Origin of the sequence: Dyadobacter sp. 22481 (assembly GCF_052044875.1) — a bacterium.
GTDB lineage: Bacteria > Bacteroidota > Bacteroidia > Cytophagales > Spirosomataceae > Dyadobacter > Dyadobacter endophyticus.
In genome coordinates this window covers 1,683,374-1,703,986 of sequence record NZ_JBQENV010000002.1, presented here as the reverse complement: position 1 = coordinate 1,703,986, position 20,613 = coordinate 1,683,374, and the positions used below count along the sequence as shown (strand labels likewise).

Genomic DNA, 20,613 nt, shown 5'->3' with positions numbered 1-20,613 from the left:
AGTTAATTTCTAATTTATGCGGAAATCCAAATGATTCATTATCTGCTTATTGACTCCCTGCTCCTCGGCGTGCAGCACTCCTTCGAGCCCGACCATATGGCTGCCGTTTCGGTGTTAGCCACGGAGGAAAAGAAAAATTATGATCCACGGGGCGCGGCCCACCGGGGCCCGGCCGACCGTTGGAAGCTCATCTGGCGGTCGTCGCATTGGGCGCTAGGGCACTCGCTTACTTTGATTTTATTCGCGGTACTGGTGCTCCTACTTAAATCAACGATGTCACTTCACATCGCGGACAGGGTCGAGCTGCTTGTCGGCCCGTTGATGATCTGGCTGGGAATACTGGCGATCCGGCGGAATTTTAGCAAAAAAAAACCTGAGGTCGCCCCTGCTGACCGCAAAGTTAGTCGCTCGTTCTGGGTCGGAATGGTGCATGGCCTCGCAGGTACGGGCGGTGCATGCGCCGTGGCGCTTACGCTAGCCGCCAGCGATGCTATGACGGCGGTTTGGATCATCGTTCTACAAAGTCTGGGCATTATCCTTTCGATGTCGGCCTACGGCTATTTTTTCGCCTTCTCTATCGGGCGCTTTGCCGAAAAACGCGAGCGCTTTCTGACAATCGTCAACTATCTCGTTGGGACATTCTCAATCCTGATCGGCGCGACTACACTCTATGAATCATTTCAATTTTAACCAATGCATACCCACTTTTACCAAACCGCCCGCACTTTCATCAGCGGATCAATGCTCTCAATATTAGCCATTTCGGGTGCATCAGCACAAGAAAGCAGTGCAGATACTTCGGCCCGGCAGCTCCTCGACCCGATAGTCGTGACAGCTACCCGTTTTGAAACCAAAAAAGAAAAGATCGCTCAAAAGCTGGACATTATTTCCAAAGAGGATATTCAAATGACGCCGTCCAGCGACCTGACAGACATTGTCAGGAAAACAGCGTCCGTGGATGTGATTCAGTATCCCAATTTATCTTCCGGCATCGGGATTCGCGGGTTTCGTCCACAATTCTCGGGGTTAAACCAAAGGACGTTACTGCTTATCGATGGCCGCCCTGCCGGTGCCACCAACCTGTCGCAAATCAATTTAAATGGTATTGAAAGAATTGAAGTTTTAAAAGGACCGGCATCCTCTTTGTATGGCTCACAGGCGATGGGCGGTGTGATCAATGTCATCACGCAACGCTCCAAGGGTACGCCAGGGGGCAATGCTTTTCTGGAATATGGTAGCTTTAAAACATTGCAGGCGGGGCTTAACACAGGTGGAAATATCACATCAAAACTAGACTACGATCTATCTTTCAGCTACTTAGAAAGATCCAAAGATTACAAAATTGGAGAAGACAATTGGCTCCGTAATGCATTCGGCTACAAACACGCGAAGAAAAATTATACCGACCGTCCTGCCGTCCAAACCGACGAAACGACCGGCGATGGTACCCGGCGGCCTTTTACAAAATTGCATTATTTCACCGGTGCATTGAGGCTGGGCTATCAGATCAGCGAGCGTTGGCGTGTGGATATACGCGGGGAGCAATTCCAGGCAAGAGATGTGGAATCGCCGGGTGAACTGTCGTCAGGGAGTACGGAGGCGAGTACCAAAGATGTAGATAGGCAGGCACTTGATATTTCCCTAACGGGGCAGATCGGGCAGCACAGCCCGAGTGTGAAAGTGTATGCTTCGGAAGAAAACACGAGGAATTATACCCAAAATGTATCCGGTAAGGCCGTAATACCTTTCCGCTCCGCGCAGGGACATAATGCGTGGAAAGGAATCCAGGTAAAAGACGTCTGGAAGCTCGGCCGGCATTCGGTGATATTGGGCTACGATTACCTCAATGCCTCCACCAACAGCCGCCGCTGGACCAACGACACCACTGAGCGTGCCCCGACACAACCCGAATACGCATTGATTTCCAGCGCATTTTTCGGACAAGCATTGCTGAATTTCGGTCAGCTCACGCTGCAACCGGGTATCCGCCTGGACCACATTACCTTCGACGTCCGCCAAACGCCATTGTTGCCCACCTACAAGGCTGGCAGGAAAACGACGCCATTCACCAGCCCCAGCCTCGGCATTACTTATGCATTGCTGCCATCGCTCCGCGTAAAAGCCAACATCGGCCGCGCATTCGTCACTACCGACGCTTATAGTGTTGCCGGATACAACGAAATCCGCGACTCGAAAGGCCGCATTGCCGTCACAGCCGGCAACCCAGACCTAAAAAACGAAAGCAGCGTGAGCTGGGATTTGGGTCTGGATTTCAACAAACCGCAGTCAGGGTTCGCTGCCAATGCAACTTTTTATAGTACGAAAGTTGAAAACCGCATCGCGAAGATCATCAAAGTCGTGAACGAACCTTTGGACAATGGGGATGTGATTACCTCACGGGCCACGTTTGTCAATGCCGCCGACGCCGAAATTACCGGTCTGGAAACCGAGCTGTCGTATGATTTTGGAGCAAAAACCGATTACCGATATTCATTGAAAGCATTTTGGAACGGCAATTCCATAATTAAGGCCAGAGAACTTATCGTTGGCACCGATGCGTCCGAAATGCGCCGCGATATTCAGAATGTCGCCCGCAATACATTCAATTTTGGCTTGGCTTATGATAATTTAAAATGGCTACAACTGCGGCTATCCGGCAGGTCAGTCGGAACGAGAAAGGATATTGATTACACCGACCCCATCAATCCTGAAATCGAATATCCGAAATACATGGTGCTGGATTTCGTCGCACAATTCAAAATCTCAGGAGGCCACACAATCGCTTTGAAAATAAACAACATAACCGACGAAAATTACTACGAAAAACGCGGTTATAACCTACCTGGAAGGGCATTGTCGGTGCGGTATTTGAAGAGTTTTTAGGATGGACGGCCAGGTGTTAAAACCTGGCCGTTCTGCATTAGTATTTATCCCACCAATTCTTCACCGCCTTACTATTTCTACCTCCCAGCTTCTCCACTGCCGTTCGGTAATGCGTGCCGTTGAGAGAGGCTTCTACGAGCGGGTAGCTCATGCGTTTTGAAATGTCGGTGACGTCCGGATCCAGCGAGCCATCGGCAGGAAGGGCGAAAATAGCCTTGCCGGTGATCGGGTCCTTAAAATCGAGGCGGAGGCGTTCGAGCCAGCCCTGAATGCCCTGGGTGTACATCGCGATCCATTTCTGGGAACCGATGCTATCTTTCCATTTGGCGGCATTGTAAGGCACTTTTTTGAGGTATGCGTTGATGTTCTCTTCCCGCACACCCGCGAAGCGCATAGATGCGGCGATGCCTTCCTGATAATATTGCGCGGCGGTTCCGGTAAGCCCCACTTTCAGCTCGCGGGCCTGGATTTCGGCGAGCATGAATTTCACTTCGGCCAGGTCGAGCCAGATCGTCGGTGCGGTGGCTCCTACGGCATAGTCGGCAGGCAGGCTCACGAGTGTAGGGTCGCCGTTGGAGCTGGCATTGCTGTTTTCCCGGCCATACACTTCCCCCACATAATTGTTGGTATTAAGCAACGGCTGAGCGAAAACAGGCAGCCGCGGGTCAGCATATTGTTTGAGGTAATCGATAAACGGCTTCGACATCGAGAAATCTACACGCACCTTGAACGACTGGTTCATCGGGTTGTTGTTCGGAGGCGAAGGCAGCCAGCGGAACAACGCGCTATGCTCCTGGGTGCTGATAATGCCGCCATTGGCCGGATCGAGGGCTTTCCTGATGGCCTCGGTAGCTTCGGCAGGTTTCACGTCGATCATCCGCAAAGCAATGCGAAGGCGCAGCGAGTTGGCGAAGCGCTTCCAGGCATTCACATTACCTCCATACAAAACATCACCCGTGGCGTAGCTCGGTGCGGCTGCGTCCAGGCTCTTAACCTGCTCGTCGAGCGTGGCCAGCAGCCCGGCATAGACTTCCTCGCCCGTATTGTATACAGGCGTGACGTCATCCGCATTCAATGCTTCCGCATACGGGATCGGGCCACCGTAAATGTCTGTCAGGAAATGATAGGTATACGCCTTCATGATTTCCGAAATCGCAAGCCGGTTTTGATGGCCAGGCCATTGCGAGTCCTTTTCTATCTTCTGCGCTTCGTGGAGCTCATTCAGCACATCGGTGTAAAATGTGTTCCACATGATTTGGTTGGTATTCTCGCGGATCTGGTAGCGGCTCTCGTCGGAATAGTAGGTCGACGACCAGTACTGGGCATAATACATCCCAAAACGGCCGTTGTTCCATTCGTCGGTAATATTGGTGGAGAAATTGTATTGCGCATTGGTAAGCAGCTGCGCCGATGTGGCCTGGTCGGCACGGTTAGGGTCAGTATTTATTTCCTCAAAACCGTTGGTGCAAGCCAAACTCGACGCAAGCAGCATTGCTGTGGTTATTTTCCTGATATTTTTCATCGCTGTTTTCATTTAAAATCCGAAAGAGACATTCACACCCATCGAGCGGACGGACGGCAATGCGCCGCCTTCCAGCCCCTGCCAGTTAGAGATGGAGTTAGTAACTGCGGTGGGGTCGACATGTTTGGAGTTTGATTTGATCAACCACAGGTTCCGGCCTGTGAGCGAAACGCGTACTTTGCTGAAAGGCGTTTTGGAAACCCATCCAGCCGGAAAACTGTAACCCAGACTGATTTCACGCAGATAAATGTAGCCCGCGTCGATCACATCGATCGAATTGATATTATAGCCGCCATTTCCATTGCTGCTGTAATGGGTGCGTGCCGGAATAACCACATCGTTGGGCGTACCGTCCTCTTTCACGCCCTCGGCAATCAGGCCATCCTCGCGGATGCTTCCGGTTGCGGTTTCTTCCAGGATTCCCGTCTCACGGCCAAACATTTGAGTGGTGGAAAAGAAGCTGCCGCCTTTCTGGAAGTCGATCAGTGCCGAGAGGTTGAAGCCTTTGTACCGGAATGCGTTGGTAAGCCCGCCGGTAAACGACGGCAGCACCGAGCCGAGTACCTTCTGATCGTCGGAGCGCAGGTAGACGCCCTGTTCGTTCACGACCTTCTGGCCTTTTTCATTATATACAAAATCATACCCTACAATGGAGCCGAACGATTCGCCTTCACGCGCTTCCAGCTGCACCGCGAAAGACGCATTGGCCAATACCATGGTTTTCTGGTCGGTGGTCAGGCTTACGATCTTGTTGTTGTTCTTCGCCCAGTTGAACGTGACGTCCCATTTGAAATGCTCCGTCGAAACCGGCGATGCATTCAGGCTGATTTCGATGCCTTTGTTTTCGAGCAAGCCAGCATTCACGTATTTGTAAGTGGCGCCCGTTGCTGCGGACCGGCTCAGCGGGATGATCTGGTTCCGCGTGCGGCGGTTGTAATACGACAAGTTCAGTCCCAACCGGTTGCTGAACAACTTCATTTCAGTACCAAATTCATATTCCGAAGTGATTTCCGGTTTCAAATCCGGGTTAGGTAATGTATTGGGTACCGAAACACGCGAATCCGTCCCAAACGGCTGGTAAAGCAGGTATGCGAGCATCACATTATAAGGGTCTGTGTCGTTACCCACTTGCGCGAGCGCCGCGCGGAGTTTCAGGAAATTCAACCAATTAACATCGATCAGACTCGACGCGATCCATGACACGGAACCCGAAGGATAGAAATACGAATTGTTCTTCAAAGGCAATGTCGACGACCAGTCATTCCGCGCACCCAGATCGAGGAAGAGCATATCCTTATATCCCAGGGACGAGCTTGCGAACACCGAATTAATGCGCTTTTTGGTCTTCAGATCCGTAATATCCGGACGACCCATCGATGCTTCGAGGCTGAATACATCGGAACTCAGCCCGTCGACCGTCTTCGAAATGAGTGTCGTGCCGGTACGGGTCATACGGTTCACGCCGAGGTTTGCATTCCATGAAAAGTCTTTCGTAAAAAACCTGTTATAGGATAGCAGCCCCTGGAAATTGTTTTCGAGATGGCCGTACTTGCTGAGCCAGTATTGCGAAGTGTACTGCGAGCCGTTGGCAACCCTTTCCTCCTGCGTCTCAAAATAGGTATCGGTCATGTATTTCAGTTCCGCGGTGAGCCCGTCGGTCAGCTTGTAGCTTGCGCCAAGGTTGCCAAAAACACGCGTGCGGCCGTCGGTTTCGTAGTTTTTATGCCTTACCCAATAAGGGTTATTGGAGTACCGTGGCGTAGGGTTGAACCATGAGCTGCGGTTCCAGGTGAGCTGTGTGCCGTCGGGGAGTTCATACTCCTTCATTTTGGTAAAATCCACCTGTCGCTGGCCCCATTGGGTAAACTGCACCATCACATTGCCGCCGTCGTCGCCATAGCCGGTGCCCGGCCTGCCTTTGGCCGAGTGCGTCACAAAGTTCGCAGAGCCCGAGATCGTCAGGTTTTTAATCGCCTCGTAGCTCGCATTAATGCCCGCATTATGACGCACGAGTTTGGAATTGGGGAGGATAAACTTCTGGTCGAAGTTCGAATAGGAAATGCGGTAGGAACCTTTGTCGGTAGCACCATCAAGCGAGACGTTATGGTTAAATGTGCCTCCGGTTTCGAAAAAGCTTCTGATATTGTTCGGCTGCGCCTGCCAGGGCACTACTTTCCCAAAATCGGGGTTACCACTGTCCTTGTCCCAGCTCCAATAAGGCCTGTAAAGCTGCCCTTCGAACTTCGGCCCCCACGATTCGTCGGTGGCATATTCAGGAAGCAGGTCGTACGACCCCAGGCCGTCGTTATCGTCGTAGCTGCCCTTTCTGTCGGCCGGGAATGCCTCGGGGTTTTCATTGTAATAGAGCTTTTCAAAATCATAACCTCCGCCATATTTGTTTTGATAACGCGGCAGCTTGTACACTTTATCGATATTGTATCCGAATGTGTAGCTCAGGTTGGGTTTCCGGGATTTGCCGCCCTTTTTGGTGGTGATCACGATTACCCCGTTCGAGCCGCGACTTCCGTACAACGCTGTTGCCGCAGCACCTTTGAGCACGGTCACATTTTCGACGTCGTTCGGGTTCAGATCCTGGATGGAATTTCCGAAATCATAACCGCCCGCGCCCCGCTGCTGTTCGAGCGAATTCGTGTTCCGGTTTTCCATAGGCATTCCATCCACGACAAAAAGCGGATTATTGTTACCGTAAATCGAGTTGATGCCCCGGATATTGATCTTCGCAGAGCCGCCCATCGAACCGGTGTTACCTGCCACTTGCACACCCGCGAGCTTACCCGAAAGGGAATGGACCAGGTTGGCTTCCCGCACATTGCTCAGCTCTCCCCCATCCAGCTTCTGCGCCCCGAAACCGATCGATTTTTCCTCGCGACGGATGCCCAATGCGGTTACCACCACTTCGCCCAGCTGCCGGGTGTCCTCCGTAAGCGCAACGTCAAGCTGTGACCGATTGCCCACTTTAATTTCCTGTGTTTCAAAACCGATGTAACTAAAAACCAGAACGGTCGTATCGCTTCCCACCCTGATCGAATACGCCCCGCTCCCGTCGGTCTGCGTGCCCACATTCGCGTGCTTAATCTTGACATTGACACCCGCCAGCGCGGTACCGTCATCTCTGGTGGTGATCGAGCCCGTCACCGCCCTGTCCTGCGCGATCGCATGCATTGCCGGCAGCAAAAGCATGCACCCTATTGAATAGATATTTTTCATGGTATATATGGATTGGTAAAAAATACGCATGTGCTGCCAGCGGGAGGGACGCGGCAAGTGGGTGAAGCGATGCAGTGGGCACAATGCTTCCATTCACCGGCTATACGGCCGGCGTGACAAGGAATGCGTTAATTTTTAACGAAACAGGCTAACCTGCTCGGCAACGATCTTCCAGCCTTCGGGCCGGTGTTGCCAGACGCGGGTAAAGAATCCCTCCACAGTTTTACCGTCTGTTACGGCCTTTGCTTTGCCGAAACAATACGCAAGATCGCCTGCTTTGGAAATACCTTGTCCTGACCTGATAAATTGGTATGATTGAATTTGCTGCTGAGCTAATGTACCAAGCGCATCCGCCTTGGTTTTGCCGAATGGCCGGTCGCTTCTCAGCAACACGACTTCATCGGCCAAGTACTGCTTGTAGGCCTGATCGGCATCCTTTCCGGCAACTGCCGAAAATGCGTCTTCGGCTTTCCAGGGCTGCGGATCGCCGTCATTTATTTTGGGTATCGGTAAAATATAGTCATACGCAGTGTTGCTTTGCGGTTCGGGATCGCGCCTGAATGCCTCTGTTGCGTTCTGTGAGTGGATCACCCCACCATCCAGCATTACCTTGAACTGCCCCGCCGCATTCTTTTTCCAGACCGAAAAGAAATAGCCCGAGCCTACCGCCGCCTGTGTTCTATCGGCAAAAAACTGAAACGGACCGGAGGTAAACCCCATATCGCCACCCTGGGAAACATGGCCGATCAGCGGGTACCATTTCAAAAGATCTTTCCCATCTTTCGGCGCCTGGCTGTATTGCAAAATACCGTTCACTGCGCCTTCACCATTAAATATTACCCCCGCACTGTCCAGATAAGCCAAAAACGCCGTTGGTACGTCTGTTTCGACGGCCTTTGCTGCAAATGCCTGCTCTTCGCGGATCAACAATGCCAGATCGGGGTTAATCTGCTGTGACCACCCACTATATACGCAACCCAGGCACAATGCAATGCAAAGCATCCCGCTTTTGTAAAAATGCAGGGCAGTATCACGCAGGATATGTACAATTCGGGACATGCGGAACGATTTAGTTAGGAGTTAGTACACAATAATACAGGATCTTACAGAATTGTAAAAGCGTGCGTACCGGCTCGTCGACGAACGACCGCTGGTATCGGCCAAATGCATTCGTAGAATAAAACCGTCGTGTAAATGTTGTGCTATGCCGTTTGTCTGCAATATTCTTCCTTCCAAAAAAACAATCCCGCCCCCAGGCAAGGCGGGCGGGATTGTTTTAATATATTGAATGGGTCAGAATTCGATCTGCCCGCGGATTTCTCCGGCCGGATGGAGAATGTTATGGATGTTGAAATAGTAGAGCCCGTTGAGCAGTTCCGTTTCCTTAATCTTCACACCATCCACCATCACCGAGTTGGAATATTCACCCGATAAGGTTTTGGGGAAATTGGTAAAAAAGTCGTGCTGAATACCTGCATTGGCGCCGCGGGCGGCGGTTCCGTGAATATGCGAGCCGGTGGGCGTGGCTTCCAGGTCTTTCCATTTGATAAAATAGCTCAGCAACTTCGTCGATTTGTTGTACATCACATCCACTGTTCCCGTAGCGGCGGAAACGACAGGCGGCATCTGTTGCGATCCTTCGAGCAGCAACCCTTTTGCAACAACAATATGCGGCTGGTTGTAAAACTCGATCTGCCCACGGATCTCACCGCCCGGGTTTGCCGGTGTGTGAATGTTGAAATAGTACAGCCCATTCAACAAATCGCTTTCATTGATACTTGTTCCGTCCACAAGTACCGACGACGAGAAAGTGCCGGTCTGGGTTTTCGGGATCAACGCAAAAAAATCGAATTTGATACCCGCATTGGTACCACGCGCCGCAGTCCCGTGTATGTGCGCGCCCGTAGGAATACCCGTGAGGTTGGCCCAGTTGAGGGTAAATGTGAGCATATGCGTGGTTTTGTTATACGAAACATCGGCCCAGCCGGTTGCCTGCGTCTGTTTTGCCGGTAACTCCTGCGAACCGCTCAATGGTAAACCATTTTGCATGACAACATCCTGCGGGGTATCGTGGTCGGCGCATCCCGCAAACAGCGCGACGAGCAACCATACCGCTCCAAACTTGCATAGAACTTTCATCATTTCGTTTATGGGGTTGAGTTGAAAGATTTGTATAAGGTATTCTACTAAAATTACAATTAATTAAGCATACTTCCTGAAAATCTAGATCAATAAAAAGTTAAGAAATCGAGATTTACGGATTCTGGCCTTTCCTCTACTTTTTCGCGCGTTGGTCGATATAATTTCATCGGCAGCGATCTTTTCCATTCATTTACTACATCATTTCAAAACGCGCCTATGGAAACGCCCTTTCTGGAAAGACAAATCCGGTTTCCGCTCTTAAACCGCACCGTTACAGTCAAATATGCACTGGTGCATGCCTGCTATTGGCTGCTGGTCACGGGGTTCTTCCTTTACGAAAAGCGCTACCTGATTTACAAGGCCAGTCTCAATTATTTCACGATCTGTGTGATTGCCCGGGTGGCGCTGCTGATCGTCATCGCCTATCTGAACCTGCATTATTTCTTACCCAAATACCTTTTAAGAAAGAGATATGGGCGGTACTTCGGGCTGGTCCTGCTATCGATCCTGGGCTATCTGCTCGTCCAATGCCTTTTCGACTATTATTTATATGGCTACGTGATCGGCCCGTTGCGGAACAGCAATCTGATAGAGGCAATTTCTTACAATTTTTTCAGCACACTCTGGTACCTGGCACTAATGGTGGCGCTCAAACTGAGCATCGACTGGTATGAGCAGCAGCGTATCCTGCAAAAGATAGTCGTCGAGAAGCTCAATGCAGAGGTCAATTTCCTCCGTTCGCAGGTGAACCCGCATTTTCTCTTCAACATCCTGAATAACCTGTATGCGCTGACTTTGAAGAAATCGGACCTGGCACCGGAAGTGGTGCTGAAATTGTCCGAGATGATGGAATACATGCTCTACGACAGCGACGACAGCACGGTTTCGCTCGACAAGGAAATCAGCTACTTAAACAACTATATCGAGCTCGAAAGAATCCGTTACGACAACAATCCGGATATTTCGCTGGAAGTTGCCGGCAACCCCGACGGTAAAGAAATCGCTCCGCTGCTGCTGCTACCACTGCTCGAAAACGCATTCAAACACGGCGTAAGCCGAAAGTCGGACAAAGGCTGGCTGCATGGGAAGATACATGTGGGGCCTTCGGCGCTGGAAGTGACGATCGAAAATAGCAAATCCAATACCGCGTGGAGTGCCGCGGCGAAGGATGGCAAAGGCGGTATTGGTCTTGTCAACCTCAGGAAGCGCCTGGAATTGTTGTACCCATCGCGCCATAGCCTGCGGATCGATGATCAACAGGAGCGTTTCAGTGTTTTTATGGAAATTAATTTAGCCAATGCATAATCAGAATTTGTCATGAAAAAATCCGTCTGGCTTCCGCTTTTACTCCTTGCAGGGTGGACCGCGCCCGATCTCGTATCGCCTGAACCTGAAATATTTGTTGCCGCCACACCTTGCGATGCCGTACCGAAGCAGCTGCTTGCCATTTCCGCCAACGTTGATTGTGAAATGATCAAATGGCGCCTCACACTCCGCCGCGACCCGCGCAACCTCGGTCGCGACGACTTCAAACTGCAATACACCTACGGCATGACCAAGCCCGGCACGCAGGGATTTATGAATGATGGTTTCAGCAAGGAGATTTCAGGTAAATGGGTTATTTCAAAAAACACCGGCAAGACTCCTGGCAAACATATTTTCACGTTACAATCAACTTCCTCCCAAAGTGCCATCAATCTCCTGCAAATGAATGACCGCATGCTGCATTTACTGGACACACAAGGAAATTTAATGATCGGCAATGCGGGTTTTAGTTACACTTTCAACAAACAGAACGCTAATCTGTAACAACCATCTGTTAGCCATGAAAACACTATTGTTCATTACTGCTTGTTTCATTGTGCTGCAAAACGCGGTGGCGCAATCGGCTTCACCGGCTAATATCCCTTCCAAAACGACCACCCGCCAGCCCATTGCAGAAGGTGCGAATGTGTGGGGCGTGTTTCACGGGCGCGTACCGTGCCAGACGATGGCGGAGGTCATGCACATTTCCGTCCACGCCAATTGCGAAAAACTGAAATGGGGCTTTACATTCTTTCAGGACCCGCAAACCCAAAAACCGACGACCTACGCATGGGACGGCTCACTTTTCCGTGACAAACCACGGACGGGCAAATGGACGCTCGCTAAAGGTACCGCCGAAAATCCCGAAGCCACCGTCATCCAGCTCGACCCCGACCAACCCGAAAAGTCGATCTATTTGTTGAAGGGCGATGAAAATGTGTTATTTATACTCGACGGTTCGAAAAAACTCATGGTGGGCGGCGACTATCTGAGCTATACTTTAAACCGGGTTTCCAACCGGGTAACAAACTAATTTTCGCGGGACTAAAATAACGACGTATGTTGCAGTGCGTGATTGTCGACGATGAACCTCTTGCGAGAGAGATACTGGAAGAATACCTGCAAAAATCGGGCATTACGGGCGCCGCTCAGTTCAGTAACGCACGCGAGGCGCTCGCCTACCTGCAAGCGCACGAACCCGACGTCCTGTTTCTCGACATTGAAATGCCGGAAATCAACGGCATCGACTTCCTGAAATCACTCACACAACCACCTGTAACTGTCTTCACCACCGCCTATCGCGATTATGCATTTGAAGGTTACGAGCTCGGCGTCATTGATTTTCTGCTGAAACCCATTTCCTACCCCCGTTTCCAGCACGCGCTCGAAAAAGTACGCGACTTCCTGCAACTCAAGGAACAGAACGCTAATCTCGAACAGAATCTATCAGAAGAAAAGCTCGACTTCATATTTGTCAAAAGCGGCGTCCAGCGCGTGCGCCTCGCCTTTGACGATATTTCGCACATCCAGGGCCTGAAAGACTATGCCATCATCCACACTGCCGCCGGCAAAGTCGTCATCAAAGGCTCTGTGAAGGCCATGTTGGATATCTTCCCGCCTGCCCGTTTCTTGCGTGTACATAAGTCGTTTATCGTGGCCATTGATAAAATCCGTCGCATTGAGCGGAACCGGATTATCTGGGGGAGTTACCATATTCCAATCGGACGGAGTTATCGGGAGGAGGTGATGCGGGTGATTGAGCGTTAACTCTATTCGCCGGCCAAATGTAAGATCTGCTCGAAATTTTTTTGGGAATACCTGAAATTCGTCAACTGAATTTTACCAAGCAGAGGTTTAACTGAGCTGATGGTATTGGCAAGCATTGTCATATTGCACGCTACACTTCTTGTATCTAGGCATTACCTCACTGAGGCTGCCCAAGCACGCTTAACAATTGCAGCGCAGCCTCATTACGCGCGTTCAGCCTCAGCACCTTCCTCGCATACCGCAACGCCCCATCCCGATTGTCCATCCGGTAATAGGTCGAAGCAATGCGGTTCAACACCGAAACATCCGACGAATCGGCCGGCAAACGTGCCCGGAGCGCTACTACTTCCTGCACCAGCGCACGCATAGGTGTTAGATTGAAGCCGGACGCATTGTTCTGAATCGCATAGTCGAGGTATGGAATAGCCTTTTCAGGCTCATCCATTTTTAAAAACAGCACAAATAAGTACCGTGCAGTTTCAAATGACGGTGCGATACCGAATGCCTTTTGAAAACTGAACAAAGCACGTCGCTCATCGCCGAGTTGGCCGCTGAGCATGGCCGATTTGGAATACAACGCATTGTCGAAGGGCTTTTCCAAAATGAGTGCCTCCACAATCTCCCGGGCTTCGAGATAGCTTTTACTTTCAATATAACGGCTATAAGCCTGATCCATCGCATTTTCCCACGAAATACGCCGGTAAGCCAGGTCAAATGCGACGCGTTCTTCGAAGGTCTCCGTTTTCACCGAATCCTGGGCCAGCGCCGCATTGAAAGGCCAGCTTCTTTTCAGGTTCGCGACTTTATACGCGCCGGCAAGTGAATCGATGATTGGAATTGGCATATCCTTTTTTAACATAGCGAGAGACATTTCCATTGCTGGTTCCGGGCGGATAAATTTTGCTTTTTTCAATTCCTCGTAAAACGCATCGGACATTAATGCATAGCCTTCCAGATTCGGATGGACATGTTCAAGAATAAGCTCATTGCCGATAATTCCTCCCGGCGAATGTGCTTCAAAAACGCCCTGCAAGTCTACGAGATGCGTATTCGCGTGATCGGCAGCCAGTTGGTTGAGAATCGTATTAAACTCCCCCGGCGCCCGGAAACGCAGGCCATCCAGATCCCGTGCCTTGGAAAAATACTTACGTGAGGCATTTGCATGGGCGAGGGCAAACTCCTGCATCCCAAGGTTATAGTTCGAAAGTGCATTACCCTCGTAATCTTCGGGGTAGCGGGTATTATTTTCAGAAAAACTAACAAACGGTTTCAAATCACGCTCGTTGCTGACGAGGTTACTGATAAAAACCGGCACATTGTGCTCCGTAAAAATATCCAGCACCTCACCTATATTGGCTTTGAACTGCTCCACACCACGTTGGTACAGCTCCGATTGATAAGGAATCTGCTGCTCGGCCACCATCCGCTGCATGCGCGTGCCGTCATTTTCAGCTTTGCCGGAAGTTACTGATGCCAAAGCCTTGTGATACAAATCAGTGGCCAGCTGCAAGGTTTTCAAAGCCCTCAACCTCAATATACCATTTACCAACGCCGGGCTACCGCCAAGCTTCTCCGTCGAACCCACGCCCATTGCGCCGTAATACTCATTATGCCCGGTGTAGATCAAAACGGCATCGGGCTGAAAATCGACCACTTCGCGCGCGAAGCCCAGCACGGTGTAGGAATTCACGGCGGTCAGGGCGATGTTGATGATCTCAAAATGCTGGTCAGGGAAAGTGTGTGCGAGCCGGTATTGCAGCCAGCGGTGGAAGGAGCCATTATGAAAATAGGGATAACCGATCGTGGTAGATTCTCCCAAAACGAAAATCCGACGGGTGCCGGGAGCCTTCTCTTTGCGAAAAGGCTCCACGTTACCGGTCGTCGCATTCTTCTGGTCGATGAAATACCGTTTGGAAGCGTCAGGGTTTAGGAACAGGTAATTTTTGTCCGGAGGGTATTCGATGAAAAGGTCCAGGTCGTAACCATAATGAAACAGCCGCAGGCCGCATTCAAGCAGTAACATCGACAATAATGGCAATGCCATGCTGATCAGTCGGAACAGCCAAACTCGCTTCCTGCTCCCGGTTACCGCCGACGGTACATATACCTGCATATCTCTCATAAGGTCACACACACAACCCAAGGCTTCGCCTTGGGACTCCGTATTCCGTCCGTACCGGCCTTAGACAATCCGGCATCCTATCTCTCGGCCCTGCTATGGCTAAAGCCGGAGGATCGTACGGCGCCTGGGCCCGAGGCTGAAGCCTCGGGTTGGAGCTGTCCATACATCTCACTAGCTCACCCAAACCCAAGGCTTAAGCCTTGGGTTATCACATCTGCCTCGCACCGGCTTTAGCCACAGTCTGGCGTCGCATCTGGCGACTACGCTATGGCCAGTGCCGGGGGGCACAGGCACTCGACCCCTGGCTGAAGCCCCGGGTTGGAGCCAGCCGTACATCTCACTAGCTCACTCAACCCAAGGCTTAAGCCTTGGGTTATCACATCTGCCTCGCACCGGCTTTAGCCACAGTCTGGCGTCGCATCTTGCGACTACGCTATGGCCAGTGCCGGGGAGCACAGGCACTCGACCCCTGGCTGAAGCCCCGGGTTGGAGCCAGCCATACATCTCACTAGCTCACTCAACCCAAGGCTTAAGCCTTGGGTTATCACATCTGCCTCGCACCGGCTTTAGCCACAGTCAGGCGTCGCATCTGGCGACTACGCTGTGGCCAGTGCCAGGGAGCCAGGCGCCCGGCACCCGAGGCTGAAGCCTCGGGTTAGTACCCCTCATTCTGCTTCCATTTCGGGTTCCGGGCCATCTCGTTGACGGGTATTGGCGCGAGGTATTTTTGTGCAAAATTGGTATTGGCCGGAATCGGGTTTTCTTCGGCGCTGCGCTCGGCTACGATCTTCGGCAGAAGTTGCAAACGGACGATATCGAACCAGCGAACCCCGAATTCTCCCGCAAACTCATATGCACGCTCGTACACGACCGAATCGCGGAAAGCATTCGCCGAGAGCCCGGGCGTGAGGTTGAGCAATCCGGCACGCTTCCGTACCTCGTTGATAGCTGCATAACTGGCTGCGGTTGGCCCGGCTCCTGACATGGCCGATGCTTCGGCATAAGCCAGCAATACAAGCGGGTAACGGATAATGTCGTACACCTTGTTGGTACTCGGGTTGATCGAATTAATCGTCGTCTCCGTTTCCGAAACCCCGTCGCCGTTCAAGCCGGCGCGGAATTTCTTGTAATAGGGATGGCGCGCATGTGTTTCGGGGGAATCCCAGGATACCAGTTTGAACGTCTTGCCGTCGGGCTGGCGGAGTTTCAAAGTAGTGTAGAAGGTGTCGTCGGTACGTTTGCATTTCGGGGCCTTCTTGTAAAAATTGATTTCGGGATAATAATCATCCCAGCCACTCGAACCGTTCGTCGCCACTTCGTCCAGAGGTACGCTTGAAGAGCCCGCGCTGCGTAGCGGCAGGCCGCCATTGACATTGTATTGCAGTCCAAAAATCGATTCAGGGCCATTGTTAGTGGTAAATACCTGTGCATAAGGCGTATTCAGATTGAACTGTCCCGATTTGATCACCGCATCGGCTTCGGATGCCGCCTGGGCATAGTTACTGGCCTGGTTCAATGGCCAGCCCGTCATCGTAAGATACACGTCGGCCAATAGCGAGCGGGCAGCCATTTGATCCGCCTTTCCCGGCGCATTGTCGAATTTGACAGGCAACAATTCTTTTGCTTTCTGCAAATCGGCGATAATGGCCTCGTACACCTTCTCGATCGGATCGCGGTCGGGACGATCGTCGACATCGATCGGCGTGAGGATTACCGGCACGGGACCGAATGTGCGCACGAGGTAATAGTAGCCCAATGCACGCAGGAAATAGGCCTGCCCGGCCGATTGGTTTTTCTGCTCTTCCGTCGAATTTACTTTGGTATAATTCGCAATCACATTGTTCGCCTGGTAAATCCCCTGCCACGGCCCCTGCCATTGCGCTACCATGCTCCCGTTGCCGCTACCGCCGCTGAGCCGGTCGAACAGGCGGAAATCTTCTTTATTCAAACCCGGATCGGTCGTAAAGTCATCGGAACCGAAATAGGACGTGCTCCGGTTGGTGAAGCCCCAGGCACCGTCGCGGGCAAACTGAATGTAAATTGCTGACACGGCGCCATCCAGATCCGATTGCGTTTTGAAATACGTGCCGGGCGTCAGGTTCGCCTTGGGGTCCTCTGTCAGGTTCTGGCAACCCGGGAATACCGCCGCGGCCATCAGAATAGATAGTATTGAATATTTGATTTTCATAATGCTCTTTTTAATGTCGTGAAACCATTACAAGCCTAGCCGCAGACCCACCGTGTAAGTCTTCGCGTTGGGGATCACTCCCATTTCCAATCCCTGTGTAATAGCATTGAAACCATTCGAAACCTCCGGATCGTAGCCCGGGTACTTGGTAATCATAAACAGGTTCTGGCTGCTCAGGTACACTTCCAGGTTGCGGGTTTTGATTTTATTCAAAACCACGGCCGGCAATTTGTACGTCAGCGACACATTTTTCAGCTTGATATAGCTCGCATTGTAAACATAGCGGCTGCTGTTGTTGAAGTTCTTGCTGGTGTTGCTGAATGCCGGATTGTCCGTTTCATTTTGCGGTGTCCAGATGTTGAGCGCATCCTGCGTGGTGGCATTACGCTGGTCACCCAGCCCGCCCCAAAGGTAAGCGAGGGTTTGCGAGTAGATCTGATTCCCGTGCGTGCCCTGGAACATAAAGCTTAATGTGAAATCACCATAGCTCACATCATTGATAAAACCGAAGGAATATTTCGGCGTTCCGTTTCCGATCGGCATGCGGTCGGCAGCGGTGTAGGCGTGGTCGCCGTTCACGTCGGTGTATTTGGCGTCGCCGGGTTTCATACCGAATTTGGTCGCTTCTTCGGCTTCATTGGTTTTCCAGGTTCCAAGGAACTGATAACCGTAAAACTCGCCCAAAGGCCTTCCTACGCGCAGGATCGACGCGCTGTTACCGGCCGAACCAATCCCGTTCACGATCACATTATCCAGGCCGCCCAGGTCGGTCACCTTGTTACGGTTGAATGAAATGTTGAAATTGGTCGTCCAGCGTAGTTTACCCGAACTAACCGGCGTTCCGCCCACCGAGAACTCGATCCCGCGGTTCTCCACGCTACCGATATTGCGCAGGTAGTCGCCGCCGCCCATGTAAAATGGCGCCTGGTAATTATAAAGCAGGTCGGAAATGTTCTTTTTGTAGGCATCGGCTGTGAATGTCAACCGGCCGCGCAGAAAGGAGGCATCCAAACCGACGTCAAACTGCTCGGTACGCTCCCATTTGAGGTTTTTGGAAACCGGCGCGCCCAGTGGCGTAGCTACGCTCGGCGTGGAGCCATCGTAGTAATAAGCTGGTTGCGGACCGCCCGTGGAGATCTGCGCAATAGTAGCGTAAGCTCCCACGGCCTGGTTGCCGGTTTGCCCGTAGCTTGCACGCACTTTCAGGTCGGAAAACACGCGGGAATCCTTCATAAAATTCTCGTTGGCCACATTCCAACCCAATGCCAGCGAAGGAAAAGTGCTGTATTTCTGGGTCAAATGGGAGGAACCGTCTGTACGGACCGCGGCAGTAAGCAGGTATTTCTCTTTATAAGAATAATTTACCCGCCCCATGTACGACTGCAACGCATCCTGCGAATAGCCCGAACTGGTCTGCTGGGTAGCGCCGAGGCTCAGGTTATAATATCCCAACGCATAGGACGACAGGTTGTTGGCACGCGCATTCAGCGATGTGTTATTGCCATTCTGCTGCTCGTACAAGGCCGTAACCGTAACCGAGTGGTCGCCGAAAGTGTTTTTGTAGGTCAAAAAATTGCTATTTTGGAAAAACCCGCCGCGTGACGCATTGCCTTCCGCGTACAAAACCCCATTGCTGGTACCCGGCCCAAACAGGTTTTGTGTGAAGCCCGTGCGTATCTCGTAGGTATTAATGGTCGTAAACGAAAGTCCTTTCAGAATGCGGTAAGTCAGAATAGCCGTTCCGGTAACATTCGCCTGGCGGTTATCAAACTGCTGGTTGGTAGCTCTTGAAATAGGATTGTATTGAATAGAACCATAAGGTGCCGTGTAAATGAACTGCCCGGTAGCCGGATCGCGCACGGGCGAGGTCGGGTCCCATTCAGTGGCCTGGGTGAACGGATCGACCAGGTCACCCGAATAGCCATTGTTACGGCTCTTTGGCAGCATTGCCGCCACGTTGAATTTCAAATCGATTTTGTCGTTCAGCTTCGCATCGATATTCGCGCGCAGCGTCGTCCTTTTATAATATTGGTTTAAAATCAAACCCGGCTGATCGAGATAATTGGCCGAAAACAAATAGCGGACATTGGAAGAACCGCCCGACACATCGAGCTGGTAATTCTGGATCCACGGCTCTTGGTGCAGCTCGTCCTGCCAGTCGGTACCGCCATTCGCCTTCAGCTCCGCCAAACGCTGATCCGAAAATGCAGCCGCATTGCCGGTTGATGCAAACTGCGCATTCACGGTTCTTGCAAAGTCATAGGCATTCATCAAATCCAACTTCCTGGGAATGCTCGCCTTGCTGAACCACGTGCTGAAATTGACGCGTGCCTTACCTTCTTTGCCCGTTTTAGTCGTGATCAAAACCACGCCGTTCGATCCCCTCGAACCATAAATAGCAGCCGACGAAGCATCTTTGAGAATTTCCAGCGACTCGATATCGTTCGGGTTGATGGATTCGATATTACCGCCCACAAACCCATCGATTACGTATAATGGCTCGTTGGAACCGGTAATCGAATTGGCCCCGCGGATGCGGACATTCAACCCCCTGCCCGGCTGCCCGCTCGAACTGGAAACCGTCACGCCCGAAGTGGTGCCTTGCAATGCCTGCTCCACGCGCACCAGCGGGCGCTTCGCAATTTCTTTTGCCGAAACGCTGCTCGATGCCCCGGTAACGTCGCTTTTACGCTGTTCGCCATACCCTACGACGACGATCTCGTCCAGCCCGCGCTCACTTACCTGCATCCCCACATCAATGCTCGTGCGCCCGCCTACGACCACCTCCTGGCTCGCATACCCCACAAAACTGTATACCAGCACCGCGCCGGACGCCGACTCATCGGGGATTTCCAGCTCATACCGGCCTTCCGCATTCGTGGTAGTACCGCGTTGGGTTCCTTTGAGCACAATGCTCACACCAGGTAATGCGTCGTTCTTTTCGTCGGTCACCTTGCCTCGAATGTTGATCACCTTCGGAGCATTTTCCGGGCTGATCGTGCTGGCGCCCGGCTGGTTGTCCAACGATGATTCCGCGCCGGCCGGCACGCTGCTGGCCGGTGGCAGCTGGGTGTGCCGCAGGCTTTGTTTCAACTCGCGCACCGAATTTGCGTCGGCGTCTTTCGGGAAAATGGCGTAGATCTTGCCATGTTTTTTGTATTCCAAACCATTGGTTTTCAGGATGCGGTCGAGGGTTTCCTCGATGCTTTCGCCATTCCGCCCCTGATACTGCACCTGCAACGACTTGATCTTGTCATTGTGATACATAAAATATACGGAATGCCGCTTTTCGAGGTCGTGCAGAACCTGGTCGAGGGTTCGATAGGACGGCTGCTCGCTGCGTTGGAGTTGCGGGACCTGCCCGCGGGCGAACGTCTGGGCATTGGCCACAGAACCGCCAACACATAGCAATCCCATCATGAGTAAGTTGATCTTTTTCATGTGCATTGGTTGAAG

13 protein-coding genes are annotated in these 20,613 nt (G+C 51.8%); 6 read left to right on the top strand and 7 right to left on the bottom strand.

Annotated elements, in window-relative coordinates:
* Window positions 1–30 precede the first annotated feature (30 nt).
* Window positions 31–690, top strand: coding sequence for a hypothetical protein (locus ACTJJJ_RS17160; RefSeq protein ID WP_440702466.1), 660 nt, complete (start codon window positions 31–33; stop codon window positions 688–690).
* A gap of 51 nt (window positions 691–741) precedes the next feature.
* Window positions 742–2,883 (top strand): TonB-dependent receptor plug domain-containing protein, encoded by a 2,142-nt coding sequence (locus tag ACTJJJ_RS17155; protein WP_440702465.1) that lies wholly within the window; start codon window positions 742–744, stop codon window positions 2,881–2,883.
* Between the two features lie 37 nt (window positions 2,884–2,920).
* On the opposite strand, the gene ACTJJJ_RS17150 is transcribed toward ACTJJJ_RS17155, so the two are convergent.
* From ACTJJJ_RS17150 to ACTJJJ_RS17135, 4 genes are all read right to left on the bottom strand, one after another.
* Window positions 2,921–4,405 (bottom strand): SusD/RagB family nutrient-binding outer membrane lipoprotein, encoded by a 1,485-nt coding sequence (locus ACTJJJ_RS17150; protein ID WP_440702464.1) that lies wholly within the window; start codon window positions 4,403–4,405, stop codon window positions 2,921–2,923.
* Between the two features lie 12 nt (window positions 4,406–4,417).
* A complete protein-coding gene (locus tag ACTJJJ_RS17145) occupies window positions 4,418–7,633 on the bottom strand; it encodes a SusC/RagA family TonB-linked outer membrane protein (protein WP_440702463.1) in 3,216 nt (1,071 codons plus the stop codon).
* A gap of 135 nt (window positions 7,634–7,768) precedes the next feature.
* The gene (locus ACTJJJ_RS17140) at window positions 7,769–8,692 is read right to left on the bottom strand and encodes a nuclear transport factor 2 family protein (RefSeq protein WP_440702462.1); all 924 of its coding nucleotides are present in this window, start codon (window positions 8,690–8,692) and stop codon (window positions 7,769–7,771) included.
* Between the two features lie 234 nt (window positions 8,693–8,926).
* Complete coding sequence (locus tag ACTJJJ_RS17135) at window positions 8,927–9,775, bottom strand: CHRD domain-containing protein (RefSeq protein WP_440702461.1); 849 nt, start codon at window positions 9,773–9,775, stop codon at window positions 8,927–8,929.
* 216 nt (window positions 9,776–9,991) lie between these two features.
* Between ACTJJJ_RS17135 and ACTJJJ_RS17130 the strand changes: the two genes are divergently transcribed.
* The 4 genes from ACTJJJ_RS17130 to ACTJJJ_RS17115 are packed head-to-tail and all read left to right on the top strand — an operon-like array spanning window position 9,992 to window position 12,847.
* The gene (locus ACTJJJ_RS17130; RefSeq protein WP_440702460.1) at window positions 9,992–11,080 is read left to right on the top strand and encodes a sensor histidine kinase; all 1,089 of its coding nucleotides are present in this window, start codon (window positions 9,992–9,994) and stop codon (window positions 11,078–11,080) included.
* A gap of 12 nt (window positions 11,081–11,092) precedes the next feature.
* Window positions 11,093–11,584: a hypothetical protein gene (locus ACTJJJ_RS17125; RefSeq protein WP_440702459.1), complete on the top strand. Its 492-nt coding sequence runs from the start codon at window positions 11,093–11,095 to the stop codon at window positions 11,582–11,584.
* Window positions 11,585–11,600: 16 nt separating this feature from the next.
* Window positions 11,601–12,113 carry a hypothetical protein gene (locus ACTJJJ_RS17120; protein ID WP_440702458.1) on the top strand — a complete coding sequence of 171 codons (513 nt, stop codon included), beginning with the start codon at window positions 11,601–11,603 and terminating at the stop codon, window positions 12,111–12,113.
* Between the two features lie 26 nt (window positions 12,114–12,139).
* A complete protein-coding gene (locus ACTJJJ_RS17115) occupies window positions 12,140–12,847 on the top strand; it encodes a LytR/AlgR family response regulator transcription factor (RefSeq protein ID WP_440702457.1) in 708 nt (235 codons plus the stop codon).
* Between the two features lie 157 nt (window positions 12,848–13,004).
* On the opposite strand, the gene ACTJJJ_RS17110 is transcribed toward ACTJJJ_RS17115, so the two are convergent.
* From ACTJJJ_RS17110 to ACTJJJ_RS17100, 3 genes are all read right to left on the bottom strand, one after another.
* Window positions 13,005–14,960, bottom strand: coding sequence for a hypothetical protein (locus ACTJJJ_RS17110; protein WP_440702456.1), 1,956 nt, complete (start codon window positions 14,958–14,960; stop codon window positions 13,005–13,007).
* A 664-nt stretch (window positions 14,961–15,624) separates the two neighbouring features.
* Entirely contained in the window at window positions 15,625–17,157 is a 1,533-nt protein-coding gene (locus tag ACTJJJ_RS17105; RefSeq protein WP_440702455.1) for a RagB/SusD family nutrient uptake outer membrane protein, read from the bottom strand.
* Between the two features lie 27 nt (window positions 17,158–17,184).
* Entirely contained in the window at window positions 17,185–20,598 is a 3,414-nt protein-coding gene (locus ACTJJJ_RS17100; RefSeq protein WP_440702454.1) for a SusC/RagA family TonB-linked outer membrane protein, read from the bottom strand.
* Window positions 20,599–20,613 lie beyond the last annotated feature (15 nt).